This is a genomic window from Uliginosibacterium silvisoli (genome assembly GCF_036017035.1).
GTDB lineage: Bacteria > Pseudomonadota > Gammaproteobacteria > Burkholderiales > Rhodocyclaceae > Viridibacterium > Viridibacterium silvisoli.
In genome coordinates this window covers 61,377-75,453 of sequence record NZ_JAYXHS010000001.1, presented here as the reverse complement: position 1 = coordinate 75,453, position 14,077 = coordinate 61,377, and the positions used below count along the sequence as shown (strand labels likewise).

The 14,077-nt window shown below is 58.9% G+C and carries 9 protein-coding genes and 3 tRNA genes; all 12 read left to right on the top strand.

Annotated elements, in window-relative coordinates; all coding sequences use genetic code 11:
- The first annotated feature begins 113 nt into the window (after positions 1–113).
- The 12 genes from VVD49_RS00350 (at position 114) to rpoC (ending at position 13,872) form a co-directional block, all read left to right on the top strand.
- Positions 114–187, top strand: a tRNA-Gly gene (locus VVD49_RS00350).
- Positions 188–265: 78 nt separating this feature from the next.
- A tRNA-Thr gene (locus VVD49_RS00345) sits at positions 266–340 on the top strand.
- 69 nt (positions 341–409) lie between these two features.
- Positions 410–1,600 carry an elongation factor Tu gene (gene tuf / locus VVD49_RS00340; protein WP_327597120.1) on the top strand — a complete coding sequence of 397 codons (1,191 nt, stop codon included), beginning with the start codon at positions 410–412 and terminating at the stop codon, positions 1,598–1,600.
- A gap of 97 nt (positions 1,601–1,697) precedes the next feature.
- Positions 1,698–1,773 (top strand) — tRNA-Trp (locus tag VVD49_RS00335).
- Between the two features lie 21 nt (positions 1,774–1,794).
- Positions 1,795–2,145: a preprotein translocase subunit SecE gene (gene secE / locus VVD49_RS00330; RefSeq protein WP_327597129.1), complete on the top strand. Its 351-nt coding sequence runs from the start codon at positions 1,795–1,797 to the stop codon at positions 2,143–2,145.
- Positions 2,142–2,678, top strand: a complete 537-nt coding sequence (gene nusG, locus VVD49_RS00325) for a transcription termination/antitermination protein NusG (RefSeq protein WP_327597128.1) — start codon at positions 2,142–2,144, stop codon at positions 2,676–2,678. The genes secE and nusG overlap by 4 nt, the downstream gene beginning before the upstream one ends.
- Before the next feature lie 117 nt (positions 2,679–2,795).
- Positions 2,796–3,227 carry a 50S ribosomal protein L11 gene (gene rplK / locus VVD49_RS00320; RefSeq protein WP_327597127.1) on the top strand — a complete coding sequence of 144 codons (432 nt, stop codon included), beginning with the start codon at positions 2,796–2,798 and terminating at the stop codon, positions 3,225–3,227.
- 1 nt (position 3,228) lies between these two features.
- Entirely contained in the window at positions 3,229–3,927 is a 699-nt protein-coding gene (gene rplA / locus VVD49_RS00315) for a 50S ribosomal protein L1 (protein ID WP_327597126.1), read from the top strand.
- Positions 3,928–4,237: 310 nt separating this feature from the next.
- The gene (gene rplJ, locus VVD49_RS00310) at positions 4,238–4,789 is read left to right on the top strand and encodes a 50S ribosomal protein L10 (RefSeq protein WP_327598923.1); all 552 of its coding nucleotides are present in this window, start codon (positions 4,238–4,240) and stop codon (positions 4,787–4,789) included.
- 46 nt (positions 4,790–4,835) lie between these two features.
- Positions 4,836–5,210: a 50S ribosomal protein L7/L12 gene (rplL, locus tag VVD49_RS00305; RefSeq protein ID WP_327597125.1), complete on the top strand. Its 375-nt coding sequence runs from the start codon at positions 4,836–4,838 to the stop codon at positions 5,208–5,210.
- A 244-nt stretch (positions 5,211–5,454) separates the two neighbouring features.
- The gene (gene rpoB / locus VVD49_RS00300; RefSeq protein ID WP_327597124.1) at positions 5,455–9,615 is read left to right on the top strand and encodes a DNA-directed RNA polymerase subunit beta; all 4,161 of its coding nucleotides are present in this window, start codon (positions 5,455–5,457) and stop codon (positions 9,613–9,615) included.
- A gap of 27 nt (positions 9,616–9,642) precedes the next feature.
- Complete coding sequence (rpoC, locus tag VVD49_RS00295) at positions 9,643–13,872, top strand: DNA-directed RNA polymerase subunit beta' (protein ID WP_327597123.1); 4,230 nt, start codon at positions 9,643–9,645, stop codon at positions 13,870–13,872.
- Positions 13,873–14,077 lie beyond the last annotated feature (205 nt).

The window sequence follows — 14,077 nt, the reverse complement described above, 5'->3', positions numbered from 1 at the left end:
CAGTTTGTTTGTGGTTTTGTTGCGAGAAGTTTGCGGTTGGAATGGAGTGAGTCTCGTTCCTGAGTGGCTTGGCAGCTGGTTGTTGTTGCTGGCGTGCAAGGCGGCTCGTGTTTGCGGGTGTAGCTCAATGGTAGAGCTGAAGCCTTCCAAGCTTAAGACGAGGGTTCGATTCCCTTCACCCGCTCCAGAATTGTTTCAGGAACTGGTTTGTGTTGCGGCCGGTTTTGCAGGTCAGGTTTTGCAGCTTCTGCAAAATCGCTAGGAAGCCCATGTAGCTCAGTGGCAGAGCACTCCCTTGGTAAGGGAGAGGTCGCGTGTTCAATCCACGCCATGGGCACCATGATTTTTAAAGTGAATTTTGTTTTCATTCATATTCGTAGTCTGGATTGATTGGGTAAGGGGTTAAGCGATGGCCAAGGAAAAGTTTGAGCGGACGAAACCGCACGTGAATGTGGGCACGATTGGTCACGTTGACCATGGCAAGACCACGCTGACGGCAGCGATCACCACGGTGCTCGCCTCCAAGTTCGGTGGTGCCGCCAAGGCATACGACCAGATCGACGCAGCGCCAGAAGAAAAGGCACGCGGCATCACGATCAACACCGCACACGTCGAGTACGAAACGGCAAACCGCCACTACGCACACGTTGACTGCCCCGGCCACGCCGACTACGTCAAGAACATGATTACCGGTGCCGCACAAATGGACGGCGCCATCCTCGTCTGTTCCGCTGCCGACGGCCCCATGCCACAAACCCGCGAGCACATCCTGCTGGCGCGTCAGGTCGGTGTGCCCTACATCATCGTCTTCCTGAACAAGTGCGACATGGTTGACGACGCCGAACTCCTCGAGCTCGTCGAGATGGAAGTGCGCGAACTCCTGTCCAAGTACGACTTTCCTGGCGACGACATCCCGATCGTCAAGGGCTCGGCTCTCAAGGCTCTTGAAGGCGACAAGGGTGACCTCGGCGAAGGCGCCATCATGGCCCTGGCTGAAGCCCTCGACACCTACATCCCCACGCCAGAGCGCGCTGTCGATCAGCCGTTCCTGATGCCAATCGAAGACGTCTTCTCGATCTCAGGTCGTGGCACCGTCGTGACCGGCCGTATCGAACGCGGCATCGTCAAGGTCGGCGAAGAAATTGAAATCGTCGGCATTAAGGACACCGTCAAGACCATCTGCACGGGCGTCGAAATGTTCCGCAAGCTGCTCGATCAAGGTCAGGCAGGCGACAACGTCGGTATCCTGTTGCGCGGCACCAAGCGCGAAGACATCCAGCGCGGCCAGGTTCTCTCCAAGCCGGGCTCGATCAAGCCGCACAGCCACTTCACCGGCGAAATCTACGTGTTGTCCAAGGACGAAGGTGGTCGTCACACCCCGTTCTTCAACAACTACCGCCCACAGTTCTACTTCCGTACCACGGACGTGACCGGCTCTATCGCGCTGCCAGAAGGCACCGAAATGGTCATGCCAGGCGACAACGTGTCGATCACCGTCAAGCTGATCGCCCCGATCGCCATGGAAGAAGGTCTGCGCTTCGCCATCCGTGAAGGCGGTCGTACCGTCGGTGCAGGTGTTGTTGCAAAGATTATCGAGTAATTGCTTGAAGGTCCGGCGCTGTTGGGGCGCCGGATTGTGTGTCTTTATGCGGCGCTCGTGGGAAAGTTTTTCCGCGGGCGCTTTACAGTCTCTGCGCAGGGGCGTAGCTCAATTGGCAGAGTGTCGGTCTCCAAAACCGAAGGTTGGGGGTTCGAGGCCCTCCGCCCCTGCCACCTTATAAATAGGCTGTACTGATGGCCGATAAAATCAAGTTTGTCCTGGCGCTGCTGCTGATTGTTGCGGGCGTGGCCGGTTTCTATCTGCTCGGCAATGCAGCCATGGTGCTGCGTGTGCTGTGCGTTATCGCGGGTGTGGTTGCGGGTGCTGCTGTTGGCTGGACGACCGAGCCGGGTAAGCGCTTTGCGGGTTTTGCGGGTGATTCCTGGGTTGAGGCGCGCAAGGTTGTGTGGCCAACCAAGAAGGAAACGCTGCAGACGACCGGTGCCGTTTTTGCATTCGTGGTTGTCATGGCCATCGTGCTGTTCGTGATCGACAAGAGTGTCGAAACTGCAATTTACAGCTGGCTATTGGGGTGGAAGTCATGAGTGACAAACGTTGGTACGTCGTTCACGCCTATTCCGGATTCGAAAAGTCTGTACAGCGCGCGCTCACTGAGCGCGTTGCGCGTTCCGGACTGCAAGACAAGTTTGGCCAGATTCTGGTGCCGGTCGAAGAAGTCGTCGAGATGAAGAACGGTCAGAAGAGTGTGACCGAACGCAAGTTCTTCCCTGGTTATGTCCTCGTCGAGATGGACATGGAAGACGACACCTGGCATCTGATCAAGAGTACGCCGAAGGTCACGGGCTTCATCGGAGGCACGGGCACCAAGCCGACGCCGATCTCCGCCAAGGAGGTCGAAAAGATCATGAGCCAGATCCAGGAGGGCGTCGAAAAGCCACGTCCGAAGGTCTTGTTCGAAGTGGGCGAATACGTGCGCGTCAAGGAAGGCCCGTTTGCGGACTTCAACGGCAGCGTCGAAAGCGTCAATTACGAAAAGAGCCGTCTGCATGTGTCGGTGACCATCTTCGGTCGTGCGACGCCTGTGGAGCTGGAGTTCGCACAAGTCGAGAAGGTCTGATCGTTCATCTCGCAGGGCTTTAGTGCGGAGCCGGGGCCGTTTCCCCGGTACGAGGAGCGCCAGTAAATTGCCGCAAGGCTGTTGAAAACGCGCTATCACTCATTACAAGGAGCCGTCATGGCAAAGAAAATCGTTGGCTACGTAAAGCTGCAAGTGCCTGCGGGCAAGGCTAATCCCTCGCCCCCAATCGGCCCGGCCTTGGGTCAGCGCGGCCTGAACATCATGGAATTCTGCAAGGCCTTCAATGCACAAACCCAAGGTCTGGAGCCAGGTCTGCCAATTCCTGTGGTGATCACCGCTTACGCGGACAAGTCCTTCACGTTCATCATGAAGACGCCTCCGGCGACTGTGCTGATCAAGAAGGCTGCCGGTATCAAGTCCGGTTCGGCCAAGCCGCACACCGACAAGGTCGGCAAGATCACGCGCGCCCAAGTTGAAGAAATTGCAAACGCCAAGATGAAGGATCTGACGGCCGCCAATCTGGAAGCCGCTGTCCGTACCATCGCTGGCTCTGCCCGCAGCATGGGCATCACCGTGGAGGGCCTCTAAGATGGCTAAGCTCTCAAAGCGCGTCCAGGCCCTGCGTGCCAAGGTCGACCGCAACAAACTCTATCCTGTGGCTGACGCGCTGGCGCTGGTCAAGGAATTGTCCAACGCCAAGTTCAACGAATCGGTTGATGTTTCGATCAATCTCGGCGTGGATGCAAAGAAGTCCGACCAGGTCGTGCGTGGCGCCGTCGTGCTGCCAGCTGGTACCGGCAAGACCGTTCGCGTGGCAGTGTTCTGCCAGGGCGCCAAGGCTGAGGAAGCCAAGGCTGCTGGTGCAGACATCGTTGGTTTCGATGACCTGGCTGAGCAAGTCAAGGCAGGCAATATCGAGTTCGATCTGTGCATTGCTACGCCAGACGCCATGCGCGTCGTCGGCGCACTGGGCCAGATCCTCGGCCCACGTGGTCTGATGCCTAACCCGAAGGTTGGTACGGTGACCATGGATGTCACGACCGCCGTGAAGAACGCCAAGGCAGGTCAAGTGCAATACCGTACCGACAAGGCCGGTATCGTGCACGCCACCATCGGCCGTGCGTCGTTCGAAGTGGCTTCGCTGCAGCAAAATCTTGGCGCGCTGATCGAAGCGTTGGTCAAGGCCAAGCCTGCTTCGTCGAAGGGTGTGTATCTGCGCAAGGTTGCTGTGTCGTCCACGATGGGCGCCGGTGTCCGCGTCGAGCCCGCTACAACGCAAGCGCAGTAAAAAATGAAAGTCGGGCGTGCTCTGCGATGCGGAGCGCGCCCGCAGGACTTTGGGCCTGCACTGTAACGCTTCAGCAAGACAGTTTTGTGAAGAGCGTTTCGGAGCAGGGTTGTCAAAGACCGTTGGGGCAGGGCAAGCAGTCGAGGCCTTGCTTAATCAGTGCGCAAGCACTGCCCAGCGCAGATGGCGTTACCCGGAAACAGGTTTCCGGTTTGCTGCAGTCTTGCAGCAAACCCCTGAATTTGAGGTCGCCGTTGTTGGGTCTTGCCGGATGCGAATCCGGTGGGGCTCGTTAATTAAGGAGCTGACCTTGAGTCTCAATCTAGATGACAAAAAGGCTGTAGTAGCCGAAGTGTCAGCACAGGTAGCGAACGCTCAAACGATCGTGGTCGCCGAGTACAGTGGCATTGAAGTGGGACATCTCACTCAGCTGCGTGCGAAGGCCCGCGAACAAGGCGTTTACCTGCGTGTGTTGAAGAACACTTTGGCCCGGCGTGCAGTGGCTGACACTGCCTTCTCCGGCCTCTCCGACCAACTGACCGGCCCGCTGATTTACAGCATTGGTACGGATCCGGTTGCGCCGGCAAAGGTGCTCAGCGATTTCGCAAAAACCAACGACAAGCTTGTGCTGCGCGCAGGTTCGTACAGTGGCAAGGTGCTGGACAAGGCTGGCGTGCAAGCGCTTGCTTCCGTTCCCAGCAAGGAAGTGCTGCTGGCGCAACTGCTCGGCCTCATGCAATCGCCAATCTCTCGCTTCGCGCGCGTTCTCGCCGCGATCGCCGAGCAGAAGGGTGGCCCAGTTGCCGAACTGGCAGCGGACGTGGCCACTGATGCGGCTGCTGAGCCAGCCCCTGCGGCCTGAGACAACGCTTGAAACTTTGCAAACCAATTTAAGTTAGGAAATCAAAATGGCATTCGATAAAGATGCATTCCTGTCCAGCCTGGACAGCATGACCGTTCTGGAACTCAATGACCTGGTCAAGGCCATTGAAGAGAAGTTTGGTGTGTCCGCTGCAGCCATGGCTGCTCCGGCTGCTGGTGGTGGCGGTGCCGCTGCTGCTGTTGAAGAAAAGACCGAATTCACCGTCATGCTGCTGGCAGCTGGCGACAAGAAGGTCGAAGTGATCAAGGTTGTGCGTGCAGCAACCGGCCTGGGCCTCAAGGAAGCCAAGGACGTGGTTGATGGCGCACCGAAGGCTGTCAAGGAAGGTATTGCCAAGGCTGATGCAGAAGCTCTCAAGAAGCAACTGGAAGAAGCTGGCGCCAAGGTCGAAATCAAGTAATTCGGCCTTCGCAATGCAGGGTTGGCAGCCACGGCTGCCAACCCTTTTGTGCTTTGTTGGAACGTATCTGCGCGCTGCAATCAGGCGTTGCCAGAGCGATGGTTCAGAAGTCGGAGCGGGATTCAGAGACCGCTTGGCAGTATTTCAGATTCACGAGTAGCCCGTCGAGGCCACAAAACAACGTTGTCATCCCGACAGCGCTGTCTTTTGTCCTGTGACGTTGGACTCTTGACACGGAGCATTCATGGCGTACTCCTATACCGAGAAAAAACGCATTCGGAAAAGCTTTGCGAAACAGGCAAGCGTTCTGAATGTGCCCTTCCTGCTGGCTACCCAGCTGGAATCCTATACCGCATTCCTGCAGGCGGACGTACCGCCTTCAGCGCGGAAAAACGAGGGGCTGCAAGCTGCCTTCACCTCGATTTTCCCGATCTCCTCGCACTCGGGGAATGCGGATCTCGATTTCGTGCATTTCATTCTCGGTGAACCGGCTTTCGATGTGAAGGAGTGTCAGCAACGCGGCCTGACCTTCGCGTCGCCGCTGCGCGCACGTGTCCGTCTGAACATTCGCGATCGCGAAGCTTCGGCGGTCAAACAAGCTGACGGCTCGATGAAGCTGCCAGTCAAGGAAGTCAAGGAGCAGGAAGTCTACATGGGCGAGATTCCGCTCATGACGACGACTGGTTCTTTCGTCATCAACGGCACCGAGCGCGTCATCGTGTCGCAGCTCCACCGTTCGCCTGGCGTGTTCTTCGAGCACGATCGTGGCAAGACGCATAGCTCCGGCAAGCTGTTGTTCTCGGCTCGTATCATTCCGTACCGCGGCTCCTGGCTCGACTTCGAATACGATCCGAAGGACTTCCTGTTCTTCCGCGTCGACCGTCGTCGCAAGATGCCCGTGACGATCCTGCTCAAGGCCATCGGCATGACGCACGAGCAGATCCTGTCCACCTTCCACGACTTCGACGCATTCGAATTCGCAGGCGAGACGATCCGTTTCGAGATCATTCCGGACCGCCTGCGTGGCGAAATTGCTCGCTTTGATATTGCTGACGGCAAGGGCAATGTCATTGTCGGCAAGGACAAGCGCATCAACGCCAAGCACACGCGCGACATCGTTACTGCAGGCATCACGTCGACCGAAGTGCCAGAGGACTTTGTCGTCGGCCGCGTGCTGGCAACCGACATTCTCGACCCGGAAACGGGCGAAGTACTGGCGCGCGCCAACGACGAGCTGACGGAAGACCTGATCTCCAAGCTGCAAGTTGCTGGCGTGAAGTCGTTCAAGACCCTGTACATCAACGATCTGGATCGTGGCGGCTACATCTCGCAGACCCTGCGCTCCGATGAAACGCTGGACCAGTGGCAAGCGCGCGTGGCGATCTATCGCATGATGCGTCCAGGCGAGCCGCCCACTGAAGACGCAGTCGAAGCGCTGTTCAACGGCTTGTTCTACGCCGAAGAGCGTTACGACCTGTCGACTGTAGGCCGTATGAAGTTCAACCGCCGTGCTTACCCCGAGAAGATCGAGGACAAGTCACCGGAGTGGCTCAAGCGCTTCTACGAGACCGTTGGCTCGCGTGACGAGACCGGTTCGGGCGTGCTGTCGAACGAAGACATCCTGGCTGTCATCGGCGTGCTGATCGAACTGCGCAATGGCCGCGGCGAAATCGACGATATCGATCACCTCGGCAATCGCCGTGTGCGTTCGGTGGGTGAGCTGGCAGAGAACCAGTTCCGCGCCGGTCTGGTGCGTGTTGAGCGCGCCGTCAAGGAGCGCCTCGGCCAGGCCGAGAGCGACAACCTGATGCCGCACGACCTGATCAATGCCAAGCCTATCTCGGCCGCGATCAAAGAGTTCTTCGGTTCCTCGCAACTGTCGCAGTTCATGGACCAGACGAACCCGCTGTCGGAAATCACCCACAAGCGTCGTGTGTCGGCACTTGGACCGGGCGGTCTGACGCGTGAGCGCGCTGGCTTTGAAGTGCGCGACGTGCATCCGACCCACTATGGTCGCGTATGCCCGATCGAAACGCCTGAAGGCCCGAACATCGGTCTGATCAACTCGCTGGCCGTGTACGGTCGCACGAACGAATACGGCTTCCTCGAAACGCCTTATCGCAAGGTGATCGACAGCAAGGTGACCGACCAGATCGACTTCCTGTCGGCGATCGAAGAAGGCCAGTACGTCATTGCTCAGGCGAATGCCGATGTGGACAAGAAGGGCGCGTTGACTGGCGAGCTGGTCTCTGCCCGTCACAAGGGTGAATTCACCCTCGTCGAGCCGGCACAGATCCAGTACATGGACGTGTCGCCATCGCAGATCGTGTCGGTCGCTGCCTCGCTGATTCCGTTCCTCGAGCACGATGACGCGAACCGCGCCTTGATGGGTGCCAACATGCAGCGCCAGGCCGTGCCTTGCCTGCGTCCGGAAAAGCCGCTGGTCGGCACCGGTATCGAGCGTACCGTGGCAGTTGACTCGGGTACGACCGTGCAGGCCCTGCGCGGCGGCGTGGTGGACTACATCGACGCTGGCCGTATCGTGATCCGTGTGAACGACGATGAAACGGTGCCGGGTGAAGTCGGCGTCGACATCTACAACCTGATCAAATACACGCGTTCCAACCAGAACACCAACATCAACCAGCGTCCGGTCGTGAAGATCGGTGACCGTATCGGCAAGGGCGACGTAATTGCCGACGGCGCATCGACCGACCTTGGCGAGCTGGCGCTTGGCCAGAACATGCTGGTGGCATTCATGCCATGGAACGGCTACAACTTCGAAGACTCGATCCTGATCTCCGAACGCGTCGTTGCCGACGATCGTTTCACTTCGATCCACATCGAAGAGCTGACAGTCGTTGCACGTGACACGAAGCTGGGGCCTGAAGACATCACCCGCGACATCGCGTCGCTGGGCGAAGTGCAACTGTCGCGTCTGGACGAAGCAGGTATCGTTTACATCGGTGCCGAAGTCGAAGCCGGTGACGTGCTTGTCGGCAAGGTCACGCCGAAGGGCGAGACCCAGCTGACGCCTGAAGAGAAGCTGCTGCGCGCCATCTTCGGCGAGAAGGCTTCGGACGTGAAAGACACCTCGTTGCGCGTGCCGTCCGGCATGAACGGCACTGTCATCGACGTACAGGTGTTCACGCGTGAAGGCATCGAGCGCGACCTGCGTGCGCAACAGATCATCGACGACGAACTGAAGCGTTATCGCCTCGACCTCGCCGACCAGATGCGCATCGTTGAGCGCGACACCTTCGAGCGTATCGAGCGTCTGATCGGTGGTCAGGTTGCCAATGGCGGTCCGAAGAAGCTCGCCAAGGGCACCAAGATCGACAAGGCTTATCTGGCCGATCTGGAGCAGTACAACTGGTTCGACATCCGCATGGCGGACGACGCCATCGCCCAGCAACTCGAGCAACTGCGCGAAGGTCTGGAAAAGACCCGCAAGGACTTCGACCTGGCTTTCGAAGCCAAGAAGAAGAAGCTCACGCAAGGCGACGAGCTGCCACCTGGCGTGCAGAAGATGGTCAAGGTCTATCTGGCCGTGAAGCGTCGTCTGCAACCTGGCGACAAGATGGCCGGTCGCCACGGTAACAAGGGTGTGGTGTCGAAGATCGTTCCGGTCGAAGACATGCCTTACATGGCTGACGGTACTTCGGTGGACATCGTCTTGAATCCGCTGGGCGTGCCTTCACGTATGAATATCGGTCAGATTCTCGAGACTCACCTGGGCTGGGCTGCCAAGGGTCTGGGCAAGAAGATCGGTGCCATGCTGACAGCACAAGCCAACATCAAGGAAGTGCGCAAGTACCTCGGCGAGATCTACAACGGTAGCGGCAAGAGCGAAGACCTCGACGGCCTGAAGGACGACGAAGTCGTCGAACTGGCCGGCAATCTGTCGAAGGGCGTGCCGTTCGCGACGCCGGTGTTCGATGGTGCGACCGAAGAGGAAATCGTCGACATGCTCAAGCTCGCTGGCATGGACACGGGTGGTCAGGTGACGCTGCATGACGGCCGTACCGGTGAGGCTTTCGAGCGTCAAGTGACGGTTGGCTACAAGCATGTGCTGAAGCTGCATCACTTGGTGGATGACAAGATGCACGCGCGTTCGACCGGCCCGTACTCCCTCGTCACGCAACAGCCGCTGGGTGGTAAAGCCCAGTTCGGCGGTCAGCGTTTCGGTGAAATGGAAGTGTGGGCGCTGGAAGCTTACGGCGCTGCATACACGCTGCAGGAAATGTTGACGGTCAAGTCCGATGACGTGACGGGTCGTACGAAGGTGTACGAAAACATCGTCAAGGGCGAACACCGTATCGATGCAGGCATGCCGGAATCCTTCAACGTGTTGGTGAAGGAAATCCGCTCGCTCGCCATCGACATCGATCTCGAACGTTACTGAGCCGTGACTGGACTGGAGTACTGATACATGAAGAGCCTGCTCGCTGATCTGTTCAAACAAACCCTGCCGAACGAAGAAGAGTTCGATGCCATTACCATCGGCCTCGCTTCGCCCGACAAGATCCGTTCGTGGTCGTACGGTGAAGTCAAGAAGCCGGAAACCATCAACTACCGCACGTTCAAGCCTGAGCGCGATGGTCTGTTCTGCGCCAAGATCTTTGGCCCGGTCAAGGACTATGAGTGCCTGTGCGGCAAGTACAAGCGCCTGAAGCATCGTGGTGTCATCTGCGAGAAGTGTGGCGTTGAAGTCACGCTGTCGAAGGTGCGTCGCGAGCGCATGGGTCACATCGAGCTGGCCTCGGTCGTGGCACACATCTGGTTCCTGAAGAGCCTGCCAAGCCGTCTCGGCATGGTGCTCGACATGACCCTGCGCGACATCGAACGCGTGCTGTACTTCGAAGCATTCGTCGTCGTTGAACCTGGCATGACGCCGCTGCTGCGCGGTCAGTTGCTGACCGAAGATGACTTCATCGCCAAGACCGAAGAGTTCGGCGACGAATTCACTGCACTGATGGGCGCCGAAGGTATCCGCGGCCTGCTGCGCGGCATCGACATCGCTTCCGAAGTCGAGCGTCTGCGTTCGGAGCTGGAAACCACCGGTTCCGAAGCCAAGATCAAGAAGATCGTCAAGCGCCTGAAGGTGCTCGAGGCCTTCCAGCAATCGGGCATCAAGCCTGACTGGATGATCATGGAAGTGCTGCCGGTGCTGCCGCCGGACCTGCGTCCGCTGGTGCCGCTGGATGGCGGTCGCTTCGCTACTTCCGACCTGAACGATCTGTATCGTCGCGTCATCAACCGTAACAACCGTCTGAAGCGCCTGCTTGAGTTGAAGGCCCCTGAAATCATCGTGCGCAACGAAAAGCGCATGCTGCAGGAAGCCGTCGACTCGCTGCTCGACAACGGTCGTCGCGGCAAGGCCATGACGGGCGCCAACAAGCGTCCGCTGAAGTCGCTGGCTGACATGATCAAGGGTAAGGGCGGTCGCTTCCGTCAGAACTTGCTCGGTAAGCGCGTGGACTACTCCGGTCGTTCCGTGATTACCGTGGGCCCGCAACTCAAGCTGCATCAGTGCGGTCTGCCGAAGCTGATGGCGCTCGAGCTGTTCAAGCCATTCGTGTTCAACAAGCTCGAACTGATGGGCCTGGCGACCACGATCAAGCAAGCCAAGAAGGTGGTCGAGTCGCAAGAGCCGGTGGTGTGGGACATCCTCGAAGAGGTGATCCGCGAACATCCGGTGATGCTCAACCGCGCACCGACGCTGCACCGTCTGGGTATCCAGGCGTTCGAACCGACGCTGATCGAAGGCAAAGCCATCCAGCTGCATCCGCTGGTTTGCGCGGCCTTCAACGCCGACTTCGACGGTGACCAGATGGCCGTTCACGTGCCGCTGTCGCTGGAAGCACAGATGGAAGCCCGCACGCTGATGCTGGCCTCCAATAACGTGCTGTCGCCTGCCAACGGTGAGCCAATCATCGTTCCGTCGCAGGACGTGGTGCTGGGTCTGTACTACGCGACCCGTGCTGGCGTGAACTCGAAGGGTGAGGGCATGGCTTTCGTCGATACGACCGAAGTCAAGCGCGCCTATGAGTCGGGCCAGATCTCGCTGCACGCGAAGGTCAAGGTGCGTATCCGCGAAGTCGAAGTCAGCGAAAGCGGCGAGCGTACCGACAAGGTCACGCGTTACGACACGACGGCTGGCCGCGCGCTGCTGAGCGAAATCCTGCCTGCGGGTCTGCCATTCAGCGTGATCGACAAGGCGCTGAAGAAGAAAGAAATCTCGCGTCTGATCAACACCTCGTTCCGTCGCTGCGGTCTGCGCGAAACGGTGATCTTCGCCGACAAGCTGATGCAGTTCGGTTTCCGTCTCGCGACGCGTGCCGGTATCTCGATCGCCGTGAAGGACATGCTGGTTCCGAAGAACAAGGAAGCCATCATCGGCGCGTCCGAGCACGAAGTGAAGGAAATCGCCAAGCAATACGCGTCGGGTCTCGTGACTGACGGCGAACGCTACAACAAGGTCGTGGATATCTGGGGCCGTACCGGTGACCAGGTGGCCAAGGCCATGATGGAGCAGCTCGGCCAGGAAGATGTGATCGATCGCGAAGGCAAGGCAACGAAGCAGGAGTCGTTCAATTCCATCTACATGATGGCCGACTCCGGTGCACGTGGCTCGGCTGCACAGATCCGTCAGCTGGCTGGTATGCGCGGTCTGATGGCCAAGCCGGATGGTTCGATCATCGAGACGCCGATCACGACGAACTTCCGCGAAGGCCTGAACGTTCTGCAGTACTTCATCTCGACACACGGCGCTCGTAAGGGTCTGGCCGACACCGCGTTGAAGACGGCGAACTCCGGCTACCTGACGCGTCGTCTGGTTGATGTGACGCAGGATCTGGTGGTCATCGAGGATGATTGCGGCACGACCAGCGGCTTCGTCATGAAGGCGCTGATCGAAGGCGGTGAAGTCGTTGAGGCCTTGCGCGAACGTATCCTCGGCCGCGTTGCGGCGGATGACGTCGTCAATCCTGAAACGCAGGAGTCCGTGATTTTCGCAGGCGACATCATCGACGAAGATGGTTGCGATCTGATCGACTCGCTCGGTGTCGACGAAGTGCGCGTGCGCACGCCGCTGACCTGCGATACGCGTTACGGTCTGTGCGGTGCTTGCTATGGCCGCGACCTGGGTCGTGGCCATCGCGTGGCGGTTGGCGAAGCGGTCGGTGTTATTGCCGCCCAGTCGATCGGCGAGCCTGGCACTCAGCTGACGATGCGTACCTTCCACGTCGGCGGCGCGGCATCGCGTGCGGCCGTGGCAAGCTCCGTCGAAGCCAAGTCGGCCGGTACGATCCGCTTCCAGACCGGCAATATGCGTTACGTGACGAACGCCAAGGGCGAGAAGATCGTCATCTCGCGTTCGGCTGAAATCATCGTTGCCGATGACATCGGCCGCGAGCGTGAGCGTCATAAGCTGCCGTATGGCGCAACACTGTTGATCGACGAAGGCGCGACCATCAAGGCCGGCGCGCAACTCGCCAGCTGGGATCCGCACACGCGTCCGATCGTGGCCGAGCATGATGGCTCGATCAAGTTCGAGAACGTGGAAGAGGGCGCCACCGTCGCCAAGCAGATCGATGAAGTCACCGGTCTGTCCACGCTGGTGGTCATTGATGCGAAGCGTCGTGCCGGTACCTCGCCTTCGAAGGGCGTGCGTCCGCAGGTCAAGCTGCTGAACGAGCAGGGCGAAGAAGTGAAGATCCCGGGTACGGATCACGCCGTAACCATCACCTTCCAGGTCGGCTCGCTGATCACCGTGAAGGACGGTCAGCAGATTCACAAGGGCGACGTGCTGGCACGTATCCCGCAAGAGTCTGCCAAGACACGTGACATTACCGGGGGTCTGCCGCGCGTGGCCGAGCTGTTCGAAGCACGTGCGCCGAAGGATGCCGGCATGCTCGCGGAATACACCGGCACGCTGTCGTTCGGTAAGGACACCAAGGGCAAGCAACGTCTGGTCATCACCGAGCCGGATGGCACGGCACATGAGTTCCTGATTCCGAAGGACAAGCATGTGATGGTGCACGATGGTCAGGTCGTCCAGCGCGGCGAGTTGATCGTCGACGGTCCGGCCGATCCGCACGACATCCTGCGTCTGCAAGGTGTCGAAGCGCTGGCGCGTTACATCATCGACGAAGTGCAGGACGTCTATCGTCTGCAAGGCGTGAAGATCAACGACAAGCACATCGAAGTGATCGTTCGCCAGATGCTGCGCCGTGTGGTCGTGAGCGATCCGGGCAATACCCGCTTCATCCGCGAAGAGCAGGTCGAGCGTTCGGACCTGCTGGACGAAAACGACAAGGCGATCGCCGAAGACAAGCAGATTGCTACTTACGAGCACATGCTGCTGGGTATCACCAAGGCATCGCTGTCGACGGATTCGTTCATCTCCGCCGCTTCCTTCCAGGAAACGACGCGTGTGCTTACCGAGGCTGCCATCATGGGCAAGCGCGACGAGCTGCGTGGCTTGAAGGAAAACGTCATCGTCGGTCGTCTCATTCCGGCAGGTACGGGTCTGGCTTATCACCGCACCCGTCGCGGCCAGGGTATCACGGTGGACATCGGCGGCAATATCGTCGGTGCTCCGGATGTGCCAGCGGACGCAGGCGTGGAAACACAATTGCAGGGCTCCGCAGAGGCTTGATCGAGCGGAGGTAAGTTGACGCGGGCGCGGGAGGTCCCTATACTCCCGCGTCTTTGTTTGTGGGCCGGCCATTCTGGCTAGCCTGAATTTTTGATTGCGGCCCGATTGCTGGTGTTGGTACCGGCTTGGTGGTGCGATCCCGAGGAAAGTAATGCCAACAATCAATCAACTCGTTCGTAAGGGCCGTGAAGCTACGGTCTCCAAG

Bases quoted from the DNA above. Each gene is read 5' to 3' on its own strand.
- nusG (WP_327597128.1), top strand. From the start codon at position 2,142: ATGAGTGACAAACGTTGGTACGTCGTTCACGCCTATTCCGGATTCGAA.
- rplK (WP_327597127.1), top strand. From the start codon at position 2,796: ATGGCAAAGAAAATCGTTGGCTACGTAAAGCTGCAAGTGCCTGCGGGC.
- rplA (WP_327597126.1), top strand. From the start codon at position 3,229: ATGGCTAAGCTCTCAAAGCGCGTCCAGGCCCTGCGTGCCAAGGTCGAC.
- rplL (WP_327597125.1), top strand. From the start codon at position 4,836: ATGGCATTCGATAAAGATGCATTCCTGTCCAGCCTGGACAGCATGACC.
- secE (WP_327597129.1), top strand. From the start codon at position 1,795: ATGGCCGATAAAATCAAGTTTGTCCTGGCGCTGCTGCTGATTGTTGCG.
- rpoC (WP_327597123.1), top strand. From the start codon at position 9,643: ATGAAGAGCCTGCTCGCTGATCTGTTCAAACAAACCCTGCCGAACGAA.
- rpoB (WP_327597124.1), top strand. From the start codon at position 5,455: ATGGCGTACTCCTATACCGAGAAAAAACGCATTCGGAAAAGCTTTGCG.
- tuf (WP_327597120.1), top strand. From the start codon at position 410: ATGGCCAAGGAAAAGTTTGAGCGGACGAAACCGCACGTGAATGTGGGC.